This window comes from Citromicrobium bathyomarinum (assembly GCF_021021475.1).
Classification (GTDB): Bacteria; Pseudomonadota; Alphaproteobacteria; order Sphingomonadales; family Sphingomonadaceae; genus Alteriqipengyuania; species Alteriqipengyuania bathyomarina.
Window position 1 is genome coordinate 179,340 of record NZ_JAINWL010000003.1, and the last position, 20,759, is coordinate 200,098.

Genomic DNA, 20,759 nt, shown 5'->3' on the forward strand with positions numbered 1-20,759 from the left:
GTCAGGGAGGAGACCCGAATGCCCGACTTCACCCAGATCAAGCTCGACATCGACGGCCCGATTGCGACGATCACGCTCCATCGGCCCGAGAAGATGAATGCCTTCACGCACCAGATGCGTGACGAGATCATCGAGGCCATCGATATCACCGACGCGGACGACGCAGTGCGCGCAGTGATCGTCACGGGCGATGGGGAGCGCGCCTTTTGCGCCGGGGCCGACCTGACGCCGCCGAAGAACCCGGATGGCACCGACAAGCACGTGTTCTCCGACCCCACGACGGTCGACGACCTGTCCGACCCGATCGTGCGAGATGGCGGCGGGCAGCTCGTGCTGCGGCTGTTCAATTCGGAAAAGCCGCTGATCGGCGCGTGCAATGGCGTGGCGGTGGGCGTGGGTGCGACGATGCAGTTGCCCTTCGACATGCGGCTGTGTTCGGACAACGCACGCTTCGGCTTCGTCTTTGCCAAGCGCGGGATCACGCCGGAGGCCTGCTCCAGCTGGTTCCTTCCGCGTCTTGTCGGCATGTCGACCGCGCTCGAATGGTGCATGACGGGCCGCATCTTCGACGCGCAGGAAGCGCTCAATGCGGGGCTGGTCCGGTCGGTCCATCCGCAGGGCGAGCTGATGGATGCCGCGCGCGCACTGGCGACCGAGATTGCCGAGAACGCCTCACCCATCTCGGTCGCGATGACCCGTGCGATGCTGTGGCGCCTCTCGGCGGAGGATCACCCGATGAAGGCGCACCGGATCGACAGCCGCTCGATCTACCGTCTCTCTCGCGGGGCCGACGCGAAGGAAGGCATTGCCAGCTTCCTCGAAAAGCGCCCGCCCGACTTCACCGGCAAGGTCAGCACCGACATGCCCGATTTCTATCCCTGGTGGCAGGAGCCCGAATATAAATGAGTGAAGCTTGGCATATCGGAGTCCTCGGCGGCTCGGGCCTCTACGAAGGGATCGAGCTGGAGAACCAGCAGCAGATCGACGTCTCCTCGCCCTTTGGCGAACCTTCCGGGCCGGTGACCACCGGCACGGTCGGCCACGTGCGGCTGACCTTCATGGCGCGGCACGGGGTGGGGCACGCGAAGTCGCCCGACACGGTCAACTATCGCGCGAATATCGACGTGATGAAGCGCTGCGGCGTGACCGACCTGATCGCGATCAGCGCAATCGGCTCTCTGCGTGAGGAAATGGCACCGACGCACTTCGTGGGCGTCGACCAGTTCATCGACCGCACCAGCGGTCGCGCGAGCAGCTTCTTCGGGGAAGGGCTGGTGGCCCACGTCTCCTTGGCCGATCCGGTCTGCCCGCGGCTCGCCGCGCTGGTCGCCAATGCGGCGGAGTCCAGCGGATCGACCGTACATCGCGGCGGGACCTACGTGGCGATGGAAGGCCCGCAATTCTCCACCCGCGCCGAAAGCCGGATGTATCGCGGCTGGGGCGGGGACGTGATCGGGATGACCGGAATGCCCGAAGCGCGGCTCGCCCGCGAGGCGGAGCTGCCCTACGCGCTGATCGGCATGGTCACCGACTATGACAGTTGGCGCGATGAGGAGGCCGGGGTCGAGGCGTTCGATATCCTGTCGGTGCTCAAGGGAAATGCCGACCGCGCGCGCGCGATGCTCGACGAACTCGTTGCGACTCTGCCCGATACCCGCGCTCCAAGCCCGGTCGACACCGCGCTCGAACACGCGATCATCACCGCACCCGAAATGCGCGACAAAACGCTGATGGCAAAGCTGGACGCGATTGCCGGGCGGGTGCTCGGCGAATAGCGGCTACCCGCTGAACGCGTCGGCGATCGAGCAGCCTGCCGGGCCGAGAATGACGATGAACAGCGTCGGCAGGATGAAAAGGATCAGCGGCACGGTCATGATCGCGGGCAGGCGCGCGGCCTTCTCCTCGGCGCGCATCATCCGCTCGTTGCGGAATTCGGCCGAGAGGACGCGCAGCGCCGATGCCAGCGGGGTGCCGTAACGCTCGGTCTGGATCATGGTGGTGACCACGCCCTGCACCGCTTCCAGATCGACCCGGTAGGCGAGGTTGTCGAACGCCATCTTGCGGTTGTTGAGGAAGGAGAGTTCGATCGAGGTCAGGAGGAATTCGTCGCCCAGTTCGGGATAGGCGCGGCCCAGTTCCTTCGCCACGCGGGTGAAGGCGGAATCGATCGTCAGACCGGCCTCGGCGCAGATCACCAGCAGGTCGAGCGCGTCGGGCAGGCCCTTGCGGATCGCGTCGGTGCGCTTCTTGGCCTTGTTCGCGATGTAGAGTTCGGGCCCCTTGTAACCGATGAACACCGCGATCGAGAGCGCACCGAGCCGCTTGAAGCTGCCCCAGTCGGCGAACATGTCGGAGACGTAGAAGAGGTAGAATGCAATCAGGCCGAGCACGATCGGCAGCACCGCACGCGCGCCGATCACGTAGACCGCGTATTCCTTGTTGCGGATCCCTGCATGGGCGAGCTTTTGCTGCACCACCTCCAGCTGGCTCTGCTGCAGGACCTTGAAGTTGGCCAGCGTATCCTTGACCTTGTCGGTCTTCTGGGTCCGCCGGACCAGGCTTTTGCGCTTGCGCGCGGTTTCCCGCACGATCCCTGCCTTTAGCTCGTCGCGCCGCTCGTTGAGCGCCTTGATCCGCTTGGCCATCGGGTCGCGCACGGTCACGGCGGCGTAGATCGCCAGCATGACCGCCATTGCTGCGATTCCGGCGAGCACGGTGGCGACCGCGATCACGTCCACACCCATCAGGGTCGGGTTTGCGGGCGCACCGAACAGGAAGCCGGCAGAAAGGGAAATTGCGCCGTTCATCAGATCTCGAAGCTCACCATCTTGGACATGATGAAGACGCCTAGGCTCATCCAGACCAGCCCCCCGATACCGGCGATCATCAGCCGTTCGTCGATAAAGAACGCGCCGAGATAGGAGGGATTGACCCACCAGATCATCGCGAACACCAGGAATGGGAGAGAGCCGACGATGTAGGCCGATGCCTTGGATTCAGAGCTCATCGCCTTGATCTTCAGCTTCATCTGCGCGCGCTTGCGCAGCACGTCGGAGAGGTTGGAGAGCGTTTCGGCAAGGTTGCCGCCGGTCTCCCGCTGGATCGCAAGAGCGATGACGAAGAAGTTGAATTCCGCGATGCCCAGCCGGTCGGCGCTTTCCTGCATCGCTTCTTCCATCGAACGGCCGATCTTGATCCGCTCGATAATGCCCTTGAACTCGATCCCGACCGGGCCGGGGATTTCCTGCGCGACCACCGCCAGCGTCTCCGTAACCGGCAGGCCCGACCGCAGGCCGCGAACCAGCAGGTCGATCGCATCGGGGAAACGTGCATTGAACTGGGCAGTACGCCGTTTCATGAAGAAGCCGACCGCCATGTGCGGCACGCCTGCGCCGATCAGCAGCCCGGCAATGGCGGAGAGCAGCGGCACGCCAGTCTGAGCGTAGACGATCAGGCCGATCATCACCGCCAGGCCGATGCTGGCGTAGACATATTGCTTGACGGTCCAGCCCATGCCGGTGGCCTGCAGGCGCAGCGCGAGCGCCTGCGAGCGTGAGCCGTTGCCTGCTGCCTTCTGAATCTTCGGTTTGCGCGCGGCCAGCGCCTTCTTCATCTGGCTTTCGACGCGCGCATTGGCATCGTCGGTGTGGCGCGTGCGCACACCGCTGAGCCGACGCTGCAACTGCTTGCGGGTCGACGGACCGGCCAGCGCGGCGGCCACCAGGCCGATCGCGGCCAGAAAGCCCAGCGACAGAATGAAGAGCTGGATGACGTCCATGATGGCTTGCGTTCGTACGCGCGCGGGGCGTTACGCGACCTTTGCGGGCGCGCGTGCCCTTATGCGTCGACCTTCGCGGCTCCCTTTTTGGATTTTGCCTTGGGCTTGCCCTTCGACGAGGACAGCAGGTTCTTGAGGTCGATCGAGCCAAGCAGCGATTTCTTGTCGGTCGATGCGCCGGTATCGATCTCTTCATCGCTCGCGGTGAGGATGCGGTCCGCGACGGTGCGAAGCTGCGCGGTGACCTTGCTCGATTTGTTCGCTTCCACGAAAGCCTGGCCCAATTTGGCGGCGGTGGTCGCCGCCTTCGGGTCGTAGGGGATGACGAAATCGACCTTGCGCTCGACCGACGCTTCGTAATCACCACGGGTGATTTCGCTCAGGCCGTTCTGCACCCTGTTGGCGAGAAGCAGCGGCTGTGCGTGGGGTGCGTGCGTTTTCAGCCAGCTGAGAATGCGGATCGTGTCGCGCGCCGATGCGAGCGTGAATTCGCACACCAGCGCAACAACGTTCACATCCGCCAGCAGCTGGGGGAAGTTGATCAGCATGTTGCGCGGCATATCGATCACCGTCATTTCGAACGCCTGCCGGAATTCCTCTTCCAGCTGCACGAAACCCGCGCCGTCGGTCATCAACGGCGAATTGATCGGCGCTTCCGCAGACAGAACGGACAGATTGTCGTTCGCACGGATCATCGCGCGTTCGATGAACAGGCCGTCGATCCGACCGGGATTGTCGATCGCGTCGGTCAGCCCGCGACCCGGCTCGAGGTCGAGCGTGAGGGCGCCGGTGCCGAAGTGCACATCGAGATCGAGCATCGCGGTCGGCAGCTTGTGCTCGTCGCTGAACAGCCATGCGAGCGAGGTTGCGACGGTTGAGGCGCCAGAGCCGCCGCGCGTGCCCACGACCGCAGTCGAGATATGCCGACGAGCGGCCTGCGCATCGACGGCTTTGGGCGCGGAGAAGACCGCCTGCGCTTCGTTGAGCGCATCGCGCACCTGGCCCGAGGCGAGCGGCTTCAGAAGATAATCGTGAATCCCGCTGGCGATCAGATCGCGATACAGACGCACGTCGTTGACCTGGCCCACGGCGATCACGACGGTCCCCGGTTCGCACACTTCGGCGAGCGCGTTGATATCGGTCAGCGGGTCGCTGCATTCGGAAAGATCGACCACCAGGATATTGGGGCTGGCCGCAACCGCGAGCGACTGGATCGCGTTGCGCAGGCCACCCTTGGCGCATTTTTCGGGCGCCCAGCCCAGTTCGGCGACGACCGGGCGCAGCGTATCGATTGCGGTGTCGTCGCACAGGAAGGCGGCGAAGGGATCGCGATTGCCTGACATGCCTGAATTCCACGGAGCGTTCATCGTGTGTCCTCGTTCAATCGCTGTGGCTCAGTCCGGGCTGCCCGAACCCGTTGCGGGCGCGCTGCTCGCGGACGGCGAGCCGCCGCTGCGGTAGGCCTCTATCGCCCGGTTCGAGCCGTTGACGCTGGAGCCGCCCCTGCTGGACTGTCCCCGCACGAGGTCTTCCGGATTGGCGACCATCGCCGCGTAGTTGCTGTTGGTGGCGCAGCCGTAATTGCGGCTGGTCGCATTGGCGAAATTGCCATCGCCATCGTCGGTCCAGTTGGGGCAGGTCGGCACGGTGGCGACCGAGCGGGTGACGATCACCCGGGTGCGTCCGGGCTCGACGAAGCCCTCGGTCACCGGGGCCTGATCGCTCAGGAGCAGGCCGTAACGTTCGACGATTCCTGCGACCGCCGCGATCGTCGCCGGGCTGGCGGTGTCCGCCTCGACCGCGACGCGATCGCCGTAATCCAGATCGAGCGCCTCGAACCAGCCCGCCAGGCGGCGCTGTTCGGGGATCGGCAACCCGCCCGGGCCTGCGGCCACGTCGAGCGTGTAATGCGTGCGCTCCACCACCGGCTGGTTGAGGCTGTAGAGGCTGCGGTTGAAATCGGGTGCGGCGCATCCGCCAAGGCCCAGCACGAGGGCCGAGGTGAGCATGGCGGCGGCAAGACGGGCGTTGCGTTTCATGGTCACTGGTCCTCTCAATCGTTCAGGCTGAAGCCCGGCGCGGCAGACGCACTGCGCTGCCGCTTGCGCGGCTTTTCGGCGCGCTGCGGACCGGGCTGCTGCCCTTGCGAGATCTGCGGCCCGCGTGACTGCCGGTCGCTGGTGGTGGGGCCGGGGCGATCGGGCACGCCGCCCTGCGGGACGGTTTCCTTGAAGCCCAGCTGGCTGAGCGTGTCGGGGCTGTTGTAGCCATCGGTCGGCAGGCGGATGTCGTTGCCGTCGACCGGCTTCACCAGATAGGGGGTGATGACGATGACCAGTTCGGTCTCGCCCTTGCGGAAGCTGTTGGAGCGGAACAGGTTGCCCAGGATCGGAACGTCGCCCAGGCCCGGCGCCTTGTCGATCGTGCTCTGGGAATTGTTGGTCATCAGCCCGGCGATCATGAAGCTCTGGCCCGAACCAAGTTCGACCGTGGTCGATGCGCGGCGGGTGATCAGCGCGGGGATCTGCACCCCGTCGAGCGAGACCGCGCCTTGCGACGACAGCTCGCTGACTTCGGGCGACACGCGGATCGAGATGCGGCCATTGGCCAGCACCGTGGGCGTGTAGGTCAGCTTGACGCCGTAGTTGCGATATTCAACCGAGGTCGCGCCGAGCCCCTGGCTGATCGGGATCGGGAATTCGCCGCCAGCCAGAAAATCTGCGGTTTCGCCCGACAGCGCGGTCAGGTTGGGTTGCGAGAGCGTGCTGACGAGGCCGTTGGTCTCGGCAAGGTCGAGCGCTGCAGCGAGGTCCATACCGAACAGGCTGCCCAGCCCCGCGATGGTGGCTCCGGTGCCGTTGCCGGTGATGACGGTAGAGCCGTCGCTACCGCCGGTCACACCGACGCCGACGGGGCCGCCGGGGGTGTATTGCGGCGCAAAGTTGCGCCCGCGGGTGACCCCGAACTGGAAGCCGTTGGTGGCATCCGAGCTGAGCAGGTTGGCCCCGATCGCGCGGACCAGCGAACGGCTGACCTCTGCGAAGCGGACCTGAAGGTTGACCTGCAACGGGGTAGCCGTGGTCAGCCGGGCGATCACATTGGTCTCATCGCCCAGGAAGGCAGAAACCAGACGCTCCGCCTCGGCTGCATCTTCCGGGTTGGCGACCGTGCCGGTCAGCAGCACGGTGTTGCTGCCCATCGTGGCGACGGAGATCTTCGCCTGCGGCATTGCGAGCGCAAGCATCTGGTCGAGGCTGCCGATATTGGAGCCGACCCGCACGTTGGCGGCCCAGATCACATCGCCCGCAGCGTTGCTGGCGTAGACGGTGGTCTCACCGCCCGACTTGCCGAACAGGTAGAGCTGGCGCTGCGACTTGACCTGAATGTCCGCAATCGAATCATTGGCGATGAACACATCCGCCATCGATCCGGGCACGTTGATCAGCTCGCCTTTGCCGATCGACAGGACGATGTCCTGCGTCGGGCGGACGACGGATTGTGCGTCGGCCATCGTCGGGACGATCGAAAGCGGTGCGGCGCACAGCGCGGCACCGAGCAGCATGGGCCGCAGCCGAGGCCGCGCCCGTTTGCCTGCGGGGCGCGATGCAGTGCTTGTGGTGGCGTTCATTATGCTTGCCTTTTCCATGATCAGTCCCGCCTGAGCTGGCTGGTCTGCGCGGTATCCGTCTTGACCGTGCCGGTCTTGCCGGCGGGCACGGCGGTGCTTTCCTGGCCGCGCATCACGCGCACGACGGGTCCGCTGAAAACGGGCGGTCCGACGGGAGTGCCATCGGGCACGGCAACCGGCCCGGCAGCGACCTGCGGGGCAGATCCACCGTTGTTCTGCGGTTGCGGAACGCGCCGCTCAAAGCGCGAGACGTCGGCGCCGGTGACGAAAGAGGCGCCCGTGTCGCTGGGCATGTTGCGTGCACGGGCGAGCAGGCGCGCTTCTTCTTCGGGTGTCGCATCGTCGGGGATGGCGATGTCACCCGAAGCCAGCGCACGCTCCAGATCTGTGCTGTTGTCCGCGATCGAGCGCAGCGAGAGGCTGAGCGTGCCGACGGTCTGCGCGACCGCGATCTTTTCGGCGATCTTGGGAGTCACCTCCAGAGTGACGGTGCTGAAGCCGTTGACCACCGTCTGGCCGTCCACGGTGTTCTGCGAGGTCGACTGGTCGGTCGCGAGTACGCGCAGATTGCGCAAAATGGTTTCGGTGGCTTTCACGCCTTCGGTCTCGTGGGTCATCATCAGATCGACCCGGTCGCCGGGGAAGACGAAGCCTGCGACACTGGTCTGGGCGTTCACCGGCACGGTGATTGCGCGCATGCCGGGGCCAAGCGCTGCGGCCAGGAAGCCGCGATCGCCCGGCGCGACCAGCGCGCCCTGGGTGACCGGTTCGCCGGCGGTGATCTGGTAGCGTACCACGGTGCCCAGCAGTTTGGACACGTCGGCCTCGCCGTCGATGAAATAGGCGTCGCGGACCAGTTCCTGGGGCCAGGCCTGATAGCTGATCGCATCCTGAGTGATGATCGTGCCGACCGGCAGGCTGCGCTGGGCGACCAGCACGCGCGGGCCCGTCGGCTCCACCGGGCCGGTTGCCGCAGCCACTTCCGGGGCGGACGCGCCGGCAAACATGCTGCGCGCGATGAACGCTGTGCCCGCTGCGATGACCAGTGCCGCCAGCAGCAGAACCAGCTTCTTCCTATCCATGACTTAAAAGTCCCCCAGATCGAACATATCCACGCCGAAGGGCGGGATGGCTCGCTTGACTAAGCGACAACTGGTTAAAATGGAGTTCATTGAACTTCTCGCGCTTTGCTGCGGCATTGCGGGCAGAGCCTGCATCTTCAGGCGGTTAGGCCGATCGCTGCACCGGCAGCGGGGAAGTAGTGGACGCTCAGGATCCATAGCCCGGCAGCGGAGATCGCCACGCCATAGGGGATCGCCAGCCGCTCCTTGCGGCGGCGCATGATGTGCCACGCGCCGAACGCCAGTGTCAGCACACCGCCGAGGATCGCCATCACGAACACCAGTTGCAGGAAGGGGAGCGGGGCGATCCACAGAGCGAGCGCGGTCAGCAGCTTCACATCGCCGCCGCCCATCGCACGCAGCGCGAACAGCACGGCGAGGATTGCGAACGCCGCCAGCGCGACCGCGAATTGCAACGCCACGCCGGGCCACAGCGACAGGCCGCTGGCCCACCAGAACAGCGGCGCGCCCAGCGCAACCCCGCCGGTCAGCCAGTTGGCGATCCTGCGCGATCTGAGATCGGTGATCGCGGCCGTGACCAGCGCGATTGCCAGTGCAATCAGCAGTGCATAGTGCAGATAGTCGCTCAGCATGGACGGTCCGCAGGCCTCCCTAGTGGTGGACAAACCTGCTACCCGTCCGCGCTTACCAAAAAGTAACCACGAACCTCCGGATCATTCAGACCAATGTCGCCAGAACCGAGCACATCCTTCGATCGCCGCGCCATCCCCGACACCGCGAGTGAGAGCCACTGGGAGACCGCCGATGGCTCCAGGATCAGGCGGATCGACTGGCCGGTCGCGGCGGAGACTGCGCGGGGATCGATCCTGTTCATGCCCGGACGCGGCGATCACTACGAGAAATACCTCGAAACGCTGGACGAGTGGGCGCGCGAAGGCTGGCACGTCACCGCCAGCGACTGGCGCGGGCAGGGCATCTCGGGCCGTCTCGGCAAGGACGGGTTGACCGGCCATATCGACGATTTCGGGATCTGGACCGCCGATCTGGCGGTGCTGTGGGATAAGTGGGTTGCGGAAACGCCCGGCCCGCACGTACTGATCGGCCATTCGATGGGTGGGCATCTGGTGCTGCGCGCACTGGTTGAAGGGCGTGCAACACCCGATGCGGCGGTGCTCTCCGCCCCGATGCTCGGCCTGGTCGGCACGCCGGGGCCGCTCTGGCTGCTGAGCGCGGTCTCCAGGGGCATGGCGCGGCTGCGCGGTCCGCGCCAACCGGCATGGAAGACGAGCGAGAAGCCCGGCGCGCTGCCCGAAGATCGCGGTGCGCTGCTGACGCATGATCCGGATCGTTATGCGGACGAGTTGTGGTGGCGCAATGCGCGGCCCGATGTCGCGATGGGCCCGGCAAGCTGGGGCTGGGTGGCCGCCGCGATCGCTTCGATGCGGGTGATCGAGGCGAAGGGTGCGCTGGAACGGGTCGATACGCCGGTGTTCCTGTTCGGCACCACCAACGACCAGTTGGTCGCGTGGGACGCGATTGCGCGCGCGGCGGCGCGGCTGCCCTTTGCCGAACTGCTGCAATTCGGCGACGAGGCCCATCACGAGATTTTCCGTGAGGTGGATGAGATACGCGGACGCGCGATGGATGGCATTGCCGACTTTCTCGATCGCAAAGCGCCGCGCCAATCCTAGATAGCGTCCATGGCCGAATATGATCTTGCGATTATCGGCGCGGGGATAGCCGGGGCGAGCCTTGCCGCGGAAATCGCGCCGCACGCCCGCGTCCTGCTGCTGGAGGGCGAGGATGCGCCCGGTTACCACACGACCGGGCGTTCGGCGGCGTTCTGGGAAGAATGCTACGGCGGGCCTGAGTTGGTACCGCTCAGCCGTGCGTCGGAAACTTTTTTGCGTGAGGGCGGCTTCCTCAGCCCGCGCGGCGCGCTGTATATCGGGCGGGCCGAAGATGCGGGGAAGCTGGATGCCTTCGCGGCACGTTTCGCCGATAGCGGCGCGCGCTTCGATCGGCTGGCGACCGGTGCGGCGCGCGATTACGTGGCGAGCCTGCTGCCCCAATGGTGCGAGGCGATCTGGCAGCCGCATTGCGCCGATATCGACGTGGCGAGCCTGCACCAGCATTATTTGAAGGCGGCGAAACAGGGCGGAGCACGGCTGGAAGTTCGTGCGCTGGTCCAGTCGCTAGACCGCCAGGGCGAGGGTTGGGCGATCCGCTGCGCCGACGGTAGCGAATGGCGCGCGGCGGCGATCGTCAACGCGGCAGGGGCATGGGCTGATACGCTCGCCGGGATGGCGGGTGCGCGCCCGCTGGGCATCCAGCCGCTCCTGCGCACGATGCTGCAGCTGTCGGTCGATCCGCCATTGCCTAGGGAAGGGCCGCTGACGCTCGACATATCCGGGCGGTTCTATTTCAAGCCGGAAGGCGGCGGCAGTCTGTGGCTCAGCCCGCATGACGAAACTCCGGTGCCGCCCGTCGATGCTGCGCCGGAGGAGCTGGCGGTTGCGCAGGCGATCGACCGGTTCGGGGGAGTGATCGACGCCAATATCCGCAAGGTCGAGCGGACCTGGGCCGGGCTGCGCAGCTTCGCGCCCGATCGCAAGCCGGTCTATGGCTGGGACCCGCGGCTGCCCGGTTTCTTCTGGTTTGCGGGGCAGGGCGGCTTCGGCATCCAGACCGCGCCTGCCGCCGCGCGGCTCGCCAGCCAGCTGTTCCTCGAGAGGCCGCGCGATTCGATGACGCAGGCGCTGGACGAACAGAGCTTCTCGCCAGCCCGCTTCGGGTAGAGACGAGCGCGCAGACCGCGTTCGCTTCGATCAAAAACAAGACAGCCCGGGTGCCGAGGTGATCGAGAACTCCTCAGGCCGGTTTTGCCCGGGGGCTTGGCGTGGGGACTCTAGCGCAGGGTTTCCGCAGCGTCGCTGGCGAGCCTGTCGACCCGCTCGTTCTCCGCATGGCCCGAGTGGCCCCTGACCCAGTGCCAGGTGACGGAGTGCGTTGCGGTCAGCTCCGCCAGCTGGCGCCACAGATCCTCGTTCTTGACCGGCTTCTTGTCGGCGGTGCGCCAGCCGCGCTTCTGCCAGCCGGGCAACCACTTGGTGATCCCGTCGATCAGGTACTTGCTGTCGGTATAGAGATCGACCGTGCAGCCCCGCTTGAGCGCGGAGAGCGCCCGAATCGCGGCGGTCATTTCCATCCGGTTGTTGGTCGTGTCGGGCTCTGCTCCGGAAAGCTCCTTCTCGGTCTTTCCCTTGCGCAGCAGCGCGCCCCAGCCGCCCGGGCCGGGGTTACCCTTGCAGGCCCCGTCGGTGAAAATTTGTACGTCGCTCATGATTGACCCGTCTAACTCTGGAACGCGGCTTCGCCCCGGTCACGGTAGAATGCAAGCCGCTGCGCGAACTGCATCGGGTTTTTGCGGCGAACCAGCCCGTCGGCCGGGGTAGCGAACCAGTCTTCCACCCGCGTGGCGACGAACCGCAGGCAGGCAGCTTGGGCGAGGATCGGCAGTGCCCGCTGCTCTTCCTGGGTGAGCGGGCGCCTGCTCTCGTAACCCGCCATCAGCGCGCCGCCGATCGCAGGCCGGAAGGCATTGTCCGCGGCGGTGAAGCTCCACGCGGCATGGGTGACGGCAAGATCGAAGGCGAGCAGGCCGGTGCAAGCGAAGTAGAAATCGATCAGTCCGGTGACCTGCTCGCCCACGAACAGCACGTTGTCGGGGAACAGATCGGCGTGGATCGTCCCGTCGGGCAGGCCTTGGGGCCATGATTCCAGCAATGATGCGCCGCAATCGGGCAGGATGTCTGGCAGCGCCGGATCGACCTCTCCCAGACGCTCCGCATGGTCGTGGACCATCCCGACGCAGGTCGGGATGCCGAGCGATGTCTGCCGCGTCTGCGTGAAATCGCGCGTCGCCAGATGCAGGTCCGCCAGCGCGACGCCCACGGCGTGGGCCTGCGTCTCGTCCGGGTCGTCGATCGAGACGCCGGGCAGGAATTCGATCAGCGCGGCGGGCTTGCCGCGCACCAGTGTCATGTTGGCATCGTCACGGGTGTGGATCGTGCGCGGGACCGGCTGGCACTTGCCCGCCAGGTGATCGAGCAGGGACAGGAAAAAAGGCAAGTCCGCCGCATCGGTCCGCGCTTCGAACACGGTCAGGATGAAGCGGCGCGCTGCACCATCCCGCTCGGTCTCGATCAGCCAGTTCGAATTGGAAACGCCCTCGGCAATGCCCTTGGCAGAGCGCAAGACGCCGACATCGAAGCGGGCGAGAAACCGGGCGATCTCGCCCGCGGTGAGGTGGGTGTAGACGGCCACGATCGCGGCGAGGCGTGCGTCAGTCTGCCAGCTGGCGGGGCAGTTTGAAGGTCATCTTCTCCTCGGTCACCAGCACCGGGCGTTCTTCGACCGTGCGCCATTCGGAGAGCTTGTCGACCACTTCGCGGACCAGCGTTTCCGGCGCGGAGGCACCTGCTGTCAGGCCGACAGTGCCGACGCCTTCCAGCCATTCGGGCTGAATCTCGTCCGCCCGCTGGATCAGCTTGGCGGTGGTGCCGCAGCGCTCCGCCACTTCGACCAGTCTGAGCGAATTGGAAGAGTTCGGCGCGCCGATCACCAGCACCAGATCGCTGCCCGGCGCGAGTTCCTTGACTGCGGCCTGCCGGTTGGACGTGGCATAGCAGATGTCCTCCGCCTTGGGTGCGGCGATCGAGGGGAAGCGTGCCTGCAGCGCCGAGATGATCTCTGCCGTATCGTCGACCGAGAGTGTCGTCTGGGTCAGGAAGGCGAGATCGTCCTCGCTGGTGAAGGGGAGGTTCGCGACGTCCTCCACCGTTTCCACGAGCGTCATCTCGCCCTTGGCGACTTGACCCATGGTGCCGATCACTTCGGGATGCCCGGCGTGGCCGATGAACAGGATGTGCTTGTCTTTTTCGAGCAGCCGTTCCGCCTGGCGGTGAACCTTGCTGACCAGCGGGCAGGTCGCGTCGACATACAGCAGCTCGCGCCGTTCCGCTTCTGCGGGCACAGATTTGGGCACGCCATGCGCGCTGAACACCACCGGCGCGTCGTCGGGCACCTCGTCCAGTTCCTCGACGAAGATCGCGCCCTTTGCCTTCAGGCCTTCGACCACATAGCGGTTGTGGACGATTTCATGGCGAACATAGACCGGCGCGCCGTATTTTTCGAGCGCACGCTCGACGATCTCGATTGCTCGGTCGACCCCGGCGCAAAAGCCGCGCGGCGCGGCGATGAGGATCGTGAGGCCTGGCCGGTCGTCCCCCTTGGCGGGGGTTTGATCGGCGGGCATCTGTTCAGCGGGAAATGCGGCGTTCATAAGCCGCTATCTAGCCATTCTGCTCGCGCGCCGCTAGGTGCCGGGACGAGTTTGACGCGTTCGATGCTCGATCGAGTGAGGGATACGACCGAAATATGCATGCTGCCGTTCGCCTTATCGCCCCCGCTGCTGCGGTTCTCGCGCTGTCTGCCTGCGCCAAGCCGGGCGATCTGGTCGTCAACCAGGGCGTCGGGGTCACGGCGGTTCGCAGCCTGTGCCCTGCGGTGGGCATCCCGGACTACACCGGCGATATCACCACCTTCAGCTCGCCGACCAGCCGCCTGGCGCGCGACATGGACGTCGAAGCGACGATGACAAATCTGCGCACCACGTGCGACGAGCAGGGCGAGCGGATCTATGCCAACGCCACCTTCGATGTGTACGCGACCCGCAGCGACACCCGCGGCGCGCGTACCGTAGAGCTGCCCTATTTCTCCGTAGTGCTGCGCGGTGGCAGCTCGGTGGTGACCAAGAAGGTCGGCACGGTGCGGATCGCCTTTGCGGACGGACAGGATCGTGCGGTCGGGCAGGGGCAGGCGGGTGCCTTCATCAACCGGGCCGACGCGACTTTGCCTGCCGATGTGCGCGAGCGGATTACACGCGAGCGCAAGGCGGGCGACGAAGACGCCGCGCTCGACCCGCTGGCCGATCCCGAGGTGCGCGCAGCAGTTCAGGCGGCCAGTTTCGAACTGCTGGTCGGCTTCCAGCTGTCCGACGAGCAGCTGGCCTATAACGCCACCCGCTAGGGCCTGAAAGAGCGGGAGCGTACCGCTCCCGCAAGCGCACGCTCTTGTCCCCGGCGTCAAACCGGCTAAGCGGGCGCTCATGTCAGATATTGCCACGATTTACGCCGCCTACGCAGAGCGGATCGACGCCGTGCTTTCCGCGCTCGAAGCCGAAGGTACGCTGCCTCCCGATGTCAGCCGGGCCAATGTTTCGGTAGAGCCGCCGCGCGATCCCTCGCACGGCGACATTGCGACCAATGCCGCGATGGTCCTCGCCAAGCAGGCCAAGACCAATCCGCGCGCGCTCGCCGAGCAGATCGTCGAGCATCTGAAGCGCGATCCCGACATCGAAAGTGCCGAGATCGCCGGGCCGGGCTTCATCAACCTGCGCATCGCGGATCGCGCGTGGATCGACGAGATTCGCGCGATCGGCTCGCTCGCAGAGGGCTATGGCCGCTCGGGCGTGGGCAAGGGTACTCGGATCAACGTCGAATATGTTTCCGCCAACCCGACCGGTCCGATGCACATGGGCCATTGCCGCGGCGCGGTGGTGGGCGACGCGCTGGCCAGCCTGCTCGATGCAACGGGGCATTCGGTTACCCGCGAATACTACGTCAATGACGCGGGCGGGCAGGTCGATGTGCTCGCGCGCTCGGCCCACGTGCGGTACCGCGAGGCGCTGGGCGAAAGCGTCGGCGAGATTCCCGAAGGGCTCTATCCCGGCGAATATCTGATCCCGGTCGGCAAGGCGCTGGCCGAGGAATTCGGGGACAAATTTGCCGCCGCGCCGGAGAGCGCATGGCTGCCGCTGTTCCGGCCCCGCGCGGTCGCAGCGATGATGGACCTGATCCGCGCCGACCTCGCCAAGCTTGGCATCGCGCACGACGTGTTCGCCTCGGAAGCCGAGCTTCAGGCCGCGGGCAAGCCTGCCGAGGCCGAAGCCTGGCTGCGCGAGCAGGGCCTCGTCTATGATGGCGAGCTGGAAAAGCCCAAAGGCAAGACGCCCGAAGACTGGGAGCCGGTCGAGCTGCCGCTGTTCCGCTCCACCCAATTCGGCGACGATCAGGATCGCCCGATCAGGAAGTCCGACGGCAGCTGGACCTATTTCGGTGCCGACCTAGCCTATCACATGCAGAAGGCGGAGAATGCCGATGCGCTGATCGACATCTGGGGCGCGGACCACGCGGGCACGGTCAAGCGGATCAAGGCGGCCGTCGCCGCGCTGGGCGAGGGTAAGGGCACGCCGGTGCCGTTCGACGTCAAGCTGGTCCAGATGGTCCAGCTGATGCGCGATGGCGAGCCGGTGAAGATGTCCAAACGCTCGGGCAATTTCGTGACGCTCGCGGACGTGGTCGACGAAGTCGGCAAGGATGTCGTGCGGTTCACCATGCTGACCCGCAAGCCCGAAGCGCAGATGGATTTCGACTTCGCCAAGGTGGTCGAGGCGTCGAAGGACAATCCCGTCTTTTACGTACAGTACGCGCATGCGCGTATCTGTTCGACCATGCGCAAGGCAGCGGAGGAAGGGCTGGCCCCGACCGACGAGGCGCTCGACGCGCTGACCGCCGACGATGTCGCGCTGGTCAAGATGGCTGCGCAATATCCGCGGCTGGTCGAATCGGCGGCGCAGGCACGCGAACCGCACCGGATCGCGTTCTACCTCTACGATCTTGCGGCCGCTTTCCATGCCTTCTGGAACGCTGGCAACGATGATCCTGCGAAAAGGGTCATCCTGACACAGGACCGCAAGCTTACTGGGGCAAGGCTTTATTTGGTCGCGCAAATAGGTCAGGTTATCCGCAATGGGCTGGGTCTCCTCGGGGTGGAGGCCGTTGAGGAGATGTAACGATGATCGATCGGGATGATCGCGAGGGGGATCGCGACGGGGACGATCGCTCCCAGGTCGAGCACAATCAGGCTGAAACGACGCCCGCCGATGCCACGGCGAATGGTGACGAATCTGCTCCGGCCGACGAGGCCGCGGTTGCGCATGAAGCGCCGCGCGAAGGTCCGGCACCAGAAGAGCAGCCCGCGATGCAGCTTGCCGGCGGGTCCGACGAAGGCGGCACCGTAAGCGAGGCTGGCGAACCACAGGCCGAGCAGCCCGAGGCGGATGATGGCGTCGAGGATGCCAGCGAAGACGCCGTTGATGAGGGCGAGCCCGGCTTCGACGGTAACGATCTCGGCCTGGTAAGCGACGATGATGCGCTGCCGTGGCTCGAATCGTCCGATTACGAGGAAATCGAGAGCGTCGATGCGTGGCGCGTCACCGGCTTCGTGGTGCTTGGGCTGGTCCTGCTCGCCCTGCTGGTCGGCGGGATCTGGTACTTTACCGATAGGACGGGCGACAACGCGCCGCAGGCCGATGGCAGCGTGATCGCGGCTCCCGAAGGCCCCTACAAGGAGCGTCCGGAGAACCCCGGCGGCAAGACCTTCGAGGGGACCGGAGACATGGCCCCGGCAGTGGGCGAGGGCGAGAGCCGCGAGGGTCGTCTGGCGGAAAAATCCGCCACGCCCGAACCGATTGCCGAACCGTCGCCTGCCAAGGAGCCAGAGGCGGAATCGAGCGCCTCGGCAGCTTCCGACAACCGGATCGCGGTGCAGGTCGGTGCCTATCGCGATCAGGCGACCGCGCGGGCAGGCTGGGCTGCGCTCCGTCGGCAGACCGATGCGCTTTCCGGTGTCGAATACCGGATCGTGAAGGGGGAGGCGGATATCGGCACGGTCTATCGCCTGCAGGCGCTGCCCGGCGATATGGCGGCGGCGCGCCGCCTGCGCGATGCGCTGCAGGCCGATGGGGTGGCGAGCCAGATCAAGCGCTAGGGGAACGCCCGGGCGGGCATGCGCTCGCCCGGATTTCCACCGTCTTGGACCCTCCCGTTCTTGCAGCGGGGCAGCTTTCCGGCCACCTTTCCCATGTCATGACGCCAGCAATCTTCGGCTGTTCCGGCCCTGAACTGACCGCCGACGAGCGGGCATTTTTCCTTGAGGCCGACCCGGCAGGTTACATCCTGTTCAAGCGCAACTGCGAGAATCTCGAGCAGCTGCGGCGGCTGACCGATAGCTTGCGGGAAATCCACGGACGCGATCGCCTACTGGTCTCGATCGACCAGGAAGGCGGGCGTGTCGCCCGTCTCGGCCCGCCCGAATGGCGCAAATGGCCCGCGCCCGCGCGCTTTGGCGAGCTGTACGATAAGGCGCCTGCCTCGGGCATAGAGGCGATGCGGCTCAACAGCGAGGCGATGGCGACCGAACTCGCAGCTGCCGGGATCACGGTCGATTTCCACGCGCCCTGCGACGTCGCCCGGCCCGAAACCGACGACGTGATCGGCGATCGTGCGCTGGGTGCCGAACCGATGCAGGTCGCCGCGCTGGGCCGCGCGATCCTCGACGGGATGGCCACGGCGGGCGTGGTTGGCTGCCTCAAGCACATGCCCGGCCACGGCCGCGCGACGGCCGACAGCCACAAGCACCTGCCGGTGGTCGATGCGCAGGATGCCGATCTCATGATCGATATCGCGCCGTTCGAACATCTGGCAGGCCGCGCCACGATCGGGATGACCGCGCATATCGTGTTCACGGACTGGGACGATCAGCGACCTGCGACGCAGTCGCCATGGGTGGTCGAGAACATCATCCGCCAGCGAATCGGTTTCGACGGTCTGCTGCTCACCGACGATATCGACATGCAGGCACTCGACGGGACGATCCCGGAACGTTCGGTCCGCGCGCTGGAGGCGGGGTGCGATCTGGTGCTCAACTGCTGGGCGAAGCTGGACGACATGGCCGGCATCGTCGAGGCCTGTGGCGCCATAAGCAGCGAGAGCGCAGCGCGGCTGGACCGCGCGCTTGCCAGCGTCGAGTTGCCGGAAAGCCCGGCCGATCCCGACGCGCTGGTGGCGATACGCGATGCGCTGTTCGCAGCGGCGGATGTGGCGCTGTGATCGACCCCCCACCTGCCGATTCCGAGGGCGGCACGGTACTCGATTTCGGGGAGGCGCTTGATGAGGAGGGTGACTGGCGCGGGATCGCCGCGTCCGATGGCACCGAGCAGGGCGCGCTTCATCTCGCGCTCGACGGGTGGGAAGGTCCGCTCGACCTGCTGCTGGAACTGGCACGCAAGCAGAAGGTCGACCTGCGCGAAATCTCGATCCTCTCACTGGTCGACCAGTATCTCGATTTTCTGGAAGGCGCGGAACACCTCAAGCTGGAGGTCGCTGCCGATTACCTGGTGATGGCCGCGTGGCTGGCCTACCTCAAATCCGCGCTGTTGTTGCCCAGAGACGAGCAGGAGGATCCGAGCCCCGAAGAGCTCGCGCTGCGCCTGCAGCTGCGGCTCCAGCGGCTGGGCGCGATGCGCGAGGCGGCAGGCCGCCTGATGGGCCGCGACCGCTTGGGCCGTGACGTGTTCCTGCGCGGCCAGCCAGAGGGCCTGCGGACCGATCGTACCGTCAGCTGGCAGGTCGGCTATTACGATCTGGTGCGCGCCTACGGGCAGGTGAAGCTGCGCAACGCCCCGGCCCTGCACACGGTGCGCGATCGGCAGGTGATGACGCTGGAAAGCGCACTCGATCGGGTTTCCAGCATGCTCGGCGTAGCGATGGACTGGATGGAACTGCGCGATTTCCTGCCCCCCGGCGCGGACCGGCGGCTGCGCAAGTCCGCGCTGGCGAGCAGCTTCGTCGCCGCGCTCGAACTCGCGCGCACGGGCCGCGCACAGCTGGCGCAGGACGATATCTTCGGCCCGCTGCGACTGCGCCGGGCGGGAGCCGGGGGGTGACCGAGGCGCTCGATCGCTCGCTGGAAGCGGCGCTGTTCGCTTCGGAAGATGCGCTGAGCGTGGATCAGCTCTCCACGCACCTCGGCGATGCGGATAAGGGCGAAGTGCGGGCGGCGCTCGCGCGCCTCGCCGAATTCTACGCCCCGCGGGGCATCAATCTGGTCGAGCGGGGCAAGCGCTGGCATTTCCAGACCGCCCCTGACTGCGCGCATCTGCTGCGCCGCGAACGCGAATCGCTGCGCAAGCTCAGCCGCGCGGCCACAGAAGTGCTCGCGATCATCGCCTACCACGAGCCGGTGAGCCGGGCGGAGATCGAATCGATCCGCGGGGTGCAGACCTCTGGCGGCACGCTCGACGTGCTGATGGAGGCGGGCTGGGTGAAGCCTGCAGGGCGGCGCGAGGTGCCCGGACGTCCGCTGATCTATGCGACCACGCCCGAATTCCTGCGCCATTTCGGGCTCGAATCGCGCAGGGATCTGCCGGGAATCGACGAATTGCGGGCGACCGGCATGCTCGACCCGGTGGAGGAGGCCTTCGAGGCGGAGATGGCGGGCGACGACGCGGACGACGCCGCCGACGAGGCCTGACCCACGCGGGCGATGATTACGCGCAGCTCGTCGTTGGCGGGTGGAAGTCCGTCGCCGCAACGCCTATATGCGGGCCGAAGATCACACAGAGGCAGTTATGTTCGGACAAGTCGGTATCTGGCAGATTCTCATTCTCGCGATCGTCGTGCTCGTCCTGTTCGGGCGCGGCCGCATTTCCGAGATGATGGGCGATTTCGGTAAGGGGATCAAAAGCTTCAAGGAAGGCATGAACGAGGACAGCAGCTCTTCGTCGGACAAGCCTGCCGCGCGTATCGAAGGGCCTGCCCACGACGCGAAGCCCGCCGGGGAAACCGTCAGCGAGAGCAAGACGGCCGAGCCGACCGACCGCGCTTCCTGATTCAATAGAGGGCTCCGCAACCGATGTTCGATATCGGAGCCTCCGAGCTGCTGATCATCGCGGTGGTCGCGATCCTCGTGATCGGGCCGAAGGACATGCCGCTGGCGCTGCGTACTGCGGGCCGGTGGATAGGTCAGATCCGTAAGGTTTCGGCGCATTTCCGTGCCGGGCTCGACGCGATGGTGCGCGAGGCCGAGCTGGAGGAAATGGAAAAGAAGTGGCAGGAGCGCAACGCGCAGATCATGCGCGATCATCCCGGTGAGATGACCGAGCTTCCGCCCGCACCGCCCACCGACAGCGCGCACGATCCGCATGCCGACGATCCGGTGCCCGGCGCAACGCCGACGATCTCGGCGTCAGCCGAGGCGCGACTGGATGCGAAGAGTGCTGCAAAGCCCGCCGAGAAGCCCGATAGCGCCGCAGAGCCGCGCCTGCCGCTCGACCAGGACGAACCCCGTCGGGATCGCGAGGCCTGAG

Annotated in this window: 22 protein-coding genes; 12 read left to right on the forward strand and 10 right to left on the reverse strand. The window is 66.1% G+C overall.

Annotated features, from left to right (window positions below):
• Positions 1–18: 18 nt before the first annotated feature.
• Together K7H93_RS12475 and mtnP are read left to right on the forward strand one after the other, a co-directional pair.
• Positions 19–906: a crotonase/enoyl-CoA hydratase family protein gene (locus K7H93_RS12475; RefSeq protein ID WP_230783899.1), complete on the forward strand. Its 888-nt coding sequence runs from the start codon at positions 19–21 to the stop codon at positions 904–906.
• The gene (gene mtnP, locus K7H93_RS12480; RefSeq protein ID WP_226664121.1) at positions 903–1,775 is read left to right on the forward strand and encodes an S-methyl-5'-thioadenosine phosphorylase; all 873 of its coding nucleotides are present in this window, start codon (positions 903–905) and stop codon (positions 1,773–1,775) included. Before K7H93_RS12475 ends, mtnP begins: the two co-directional genes overlap by 4 nt.
• A gap of 3 nt (positions 1,776–1,778) precedes the next feature.
• Here the strand turns inward: mtnP and K7H93_RS12485 are convergent, their stop codons facing one another.
• From K7H93_RS12485 to K7H93_RS12515, 7 genes are all read right to left on the reverse strand, one after another.
• Positions 1,779–2,807 (reverse strand): type II secretion system F family protein, encoded by a 1,029-nt coding sequence (locus K7H93_RS12485; protein WP_010238962.1) that lies wholly within the window; start codon positions 2,805–2,807, stop codon positions 1,779–1,781.
• Entirely contained in the window at positions 2,807–3,778 is a 972-nt protein-coding gene (locus K7H93_RS12490; protein ID WP_054524871.1) for a type II secretion system F family protein, read from the reverse strand. Before K7H93_RS12490 ends, K7H93_RS12485 begins: the two co-directional genes overlap by 1 nt.
• 59 nt (positions 3,779–3,837) lie before the next feature.
• Positions 3,838–5,145, reverse strand: coding sequence for a CpaE/TadZ family protein (locus K7H93_RS12495; RefSeq protein WP_054524870.1), 1,308 nt, complete (start codon positions 5,143–5,145; stop codon positions 3,838–3,840).
• Between the two features lie 27 nt (positions 5,146–5,172).
• The gene (locus K7H93_RS12500) at positions 5,173–5,817 is read right to left on the reverse strand and encodes a CpaD family pilus assembly protein (protein WP_230783900.1); all 645 of its coding nucleotides are present in this window, start codon (positions 5,815–5,817) and stop codon (positions 5,173–5,175) included.
• Between the two features lie 14 nt (positions 5,818–5,831).
• Positions 5,832–7,406: a type II and III secretion system protein family protein gene (locus tag K7H93_RS12505; RefSeq protein ID WP_054524943.1), complete on the reverse strand. Its 1,575-nt coding sequence runs from the start codon at positions 7,404–7,406 to the stop codon at positions 5,832–5,834.
• A 20-nt stretch (positions 7,407–7,426) separates the two neighbouring features.
• Positions 7,427–8,488: a Flp pilus assembly protein CpaB gene (gene cpaB, locus K7H93_RS12510; protein WP_010238951.1), complete on the reverse strand. Its 1,062-nt coding sequence runs from the start codon at positions 8,486–8,488 to the stop codon at positions 7,427–7,429.
• A 137-nt stretch (positions 8,489–8,625) separates the two neighbouring features.
• On the reverse strand, positions 8,626–9,120 hold the full coding sequence (locus K7H93_RS12515; protein ID WP_054524868.1) for an A24 family peptidase: 495 nt from the start codon (positions 9,118–9,120) through the stop codon (positions 8,626–8,628).
• Positions 9,121–9,213: 93 nt separating this feature from the next.
• Between K7H93_RS12515 and K7H93_RS12520 the strand changes: the two genes are divergently transcribed.
• Together K7H93_RS12520 and K7H93_RS12525 are read left to right on the forward strand one after the other, a co-directional pair.
• Positions 9,214–10,179, forward strand: a complete 966-nt coding sequence (locus tag K7H93_RS12520; RefSeq protein WP_230783901.1) for an alpha/beta fold hydrolase — start codon at positions 9,214–9,216, stop codon at positions 10,177–10,179.
• A 9-nt stretch (positions 10,180–10,188) separates the two neighbouring features.
• Positions 10,189–11,286 carry an NAD(P)/FAD-dependent oxidoreductase gene (locus tag K7H93_RS12525; RefSeq protein WP_230783902.1) on the forward strand — a complete coding sequence of 366 codons (1,098 nt, stop codon included), beginning with the start codon at positions 10,189–10,191 and terminating at the stop codon, positions 11,284–11,286.
• A gap of 110 nt (positions 11,287–11,396) precedes the next feature.
• On the opposite strand, the gene rnhA is transcribed toward K7H93_RS12525, so the two are convergent.
• From rnhA to ispH, 3 genes are read right to left on the reverse strand one after another with little or no spacing between them, the layout of a single operon-like run.
• Complete coding sequence (gene rnhA, locus K7H93_RS12530; protein WP_230783903.1) at positions 11,397–11,831, reverse strand: ribonuclease HI; 435 nt, start codon at positions 11,829–11,831, stop codon at positions 11,397–11,399.
• 11 nt (positions 11,832–11,842) lie between these two features.
• A complete protein-coding gene (locus K7H93_RS12535; RefSeq protein ID WP_230783904.1) occupies positions 11,843–12,814 on the reverse strand; it encodes a homoserine kinase in 972 nt (323 codons plus the stop codon).
• A gap of 19 nt (positions 12,815–12,833) precedes the next feature.
• The gene (gene ispH / locus K7H93_RS12540; protein WP_230783905.1) at positions 12,834–13,805 is read right to left on the reverse strand and encodes a 4-hydroxy-3-methylbut-2-enyl diphosphate reductase; all 972 of its coding nucleotides are present in this window, start codon (positions 13,803–13,805) and stop codon (positions 12,834–12,836) included.
• Between the two features lie 122 nt (positions 13,806–13,927).
• Here ispH and K7H93_RS12545 point away from each other — a divergent pair, with 122 nt between their 5' ends.
• From K7H93_RS12545 to tatB, 8 genes are all read left to right on the forward strand, one after another.
• A complete protein-coding gene (locus K7H93_RS12545) occupies positions 13,928–14,578 on the forward strand; it encodes a hypothetical protein (RefSeq protein ID WP_054524863.1) in 651 nt (216 codons plus the stop codon).
• Positions 14,579–14,657: 79 nt separating this feature from the next.
• Positions 14,658–16,403: an arginine--tRNA ligase gene (gene argS / locus K7H93_RS12550; protein WP_230783906.1), complete on the forward strand. Its 1,746-nt coding sequence runs from the start codon at positions 14,658–14,660 to the stop codon at positions 16,401–16,403.
• Between the two features lie 2 nt (positions 16,404–16,405).
• The gene (locus K7H93_RS12555) at positions 16,406–17,380 is read left to right on the forward strand and encodes an SPOR domain-containing protein (RefSeq protein WP_230783907.1); all 975 of its coding nucleotides are present in this window, start codon (positions 16,406–16,408) and stop codon (positions 17,378–17,380) included.
• A gap of 98 nt (positions 17,381–17,478) precedes the next feature.
• Entirely contained in the window at positions 17,479–18,501 is a 1,023-nt protein-coding gene (gene nagZ / locus K7H93_RS12560) for a beta-N-acetylhexosaminidase (protein WP_230783908.1), read from the forward strand.
• Positions 18,498–19,337: a segregation and condensation protein A gene (locus K7H93_RS12565; protein WP_230783909.1), complete on the forward strand. Its 840-nt coding sequence runs from the start codon at positions 18,498–18,500 to the stop codon at positions 19,335–19,337. Before nagZ ends, K7H93_RS12565 begins: the two co-directional genes overlap by 4 nt.
• Positions 19,334–19,924 (forward strand): SMC-Scp complex subunit ScpB, encoded by a 591-nt coding sequence (scpB, locus tag K7H93_RS12570; RefSeq protein ID WP_230783910.1) that lies wholly within the window; start codon positions 19,334–19,336, stop codon positions 19,922–19,924. Before K7H93_RS12565 ends, scpB begins: the two co-directional genes overlap by 4 nt.
• Positions 19,925–20,021: 97 nt before the next feature.
• Entirely contained in the window at positions 20,022–20,282 is a 261-nt protein-coding gene (tatA, locus tag K7H93_RS12575; RefSeq protein WP_010238925.1) for a twin-arginine translocase TatA/TatE family subunit, read from the forward strand.
• Between the two features lie 23 nt (positions 20,283–20,305).
• The gene (gene tatB, locus K7H93_RS12580) at positions 20,306–20,758 is read left to right on the forward strand and encodes a Sec-independent protein translocase protein TatB (RefSeq protein WP_230783911.1); all 453 of its coding nucleotides are present in this window, start codon (positions 20,306–20,308) and stop codon (positions 20,756–20,758) included.
• Position 20,759: the final 1 nt, after the last annotated feature.

Coding starts and splice junctions, on each gene's coding strand:
- tatB (WP_230783911.1), top strand. CDS start 20,306: ATGTTCGATATCGGAGCCTCCGAGCTGCTGATCATCGCGGTGGTCGCG.
- K7H93_RS12500 (WP_230783900.1), bottom strand. CDS start 5,817: ATGAAACGCAACGCCCGTCTTGCCGCCGCCATGCTCACCTCGGCCCTC.
- K7H93_RS12475 (WP_230783899.1), top strand. CDS start 19: ATGCCCGACTTCACCCAGATCAAGCTCGACATCGACGGCCCGATTGCG.
- mtnP (WP_226664121.1), top strand. CDS start 903: ATGAGTGAAGCTTGGCATATCGGAGTCCTCGGCGGCTCGGGCCTCTAC.
- K7H93_RS12520 (WP_230783901.1), top strand. CDS start 9,214: ATGTCGCCAGAACCGAGCACATCCTTCGATCGCCGCGCCATCCCCGAC.
- K7H93_RS12485 (WP_010238962.1), bottom strand. CDS start 2,807: ATGAACGGCGCAATTTCCCTTTCTGCCGGCTTCCTGTTCGGTGCGCCC.
- K7H93_RS12505 (WP_054524943.1), bottom strand. CDS start 7,406: ATGAACGCCACCACAAGCACTGCATCGCGCCCCGCAGGCAAACGGGCG.
- K7H93_RS12495 (WP_054524870.1), bottom strand. CDS start 5,145: ATGAACGCTCCGTGGAATTCAGGCATGTCAGGCAATCGCGATCCCTTC.
- ispH (WP_230783905.1), bottom strand. CDS start 13,805: ATGCCCGCCGATCAAACCCCCGCCAAGGGGGACGACCGGCCAGGCCTC.
- nagZ (WP_230783908.1), top strand. CDS start 17,479: ATGACGCCAGCAATCTTCGGCTGTTCCGGCCCTGAACTGACCGCCGAC.
- tatA (WP_010238925.1), top strand. CDS start 20,022: ATGTTCGGACAAGTCGGTATCTGGCAGATTCTCATTCTCGCGATCGTC.
- K7H93_RS12515 (WP_054524868.1), bottom strand. CDS start 9,120: ATGCTGAGCGACTATCTGCACTATGCACTGCTGATTGCACTGGCAATC.
- argS (WP_230783906.1), top strand. CDS start 14,658: ATGTCAGATATTGCCACGATTTACGCCGCCTACGCAGAGCGGATCGAC.
- K7H93_RS12545 (WP_054524863.1), top strand. CDS start 13,928: ATGCATGCTGCCGTTCGCCTTATCGCCCCCGCTGCTGCGGTTCTCGCG.
- K7H93_RS12490 (WP_054524871.1), bottom strand. CDS start 3,778: ATGGACGTCATCCAGCTCTTCATTCTGTCGCTGGGCTTTCTGGCCGCG.
- K7H93_RS12555 (WP_230783907.1), top strand. CDS start 16,406: ATGATCGATCGGGATGATCGCGAGGGGGATCGCGACGGGGACGATCGC.
- cpaB (WP_010238951.1), bottom strand. CDS start 8,488: ATGGATAGGAAGAAGCTGGTTCTGCTGCTGGCGGCACTGGTCATCGCA.
- K7H93_RS12525 (WP_230783902.1), top strand. CDS start 10,189: ATGGCCGAATATGATCTTGCGATTATCGGCGCGGGGATAGCCGGGGCG.
- rnhA (WP_230783903.1), bottom strand. CDS start 11,831: ATGAGCGACGTACAAATTTTCACCGACGGGGCCTGCAAGGGTAACCCC.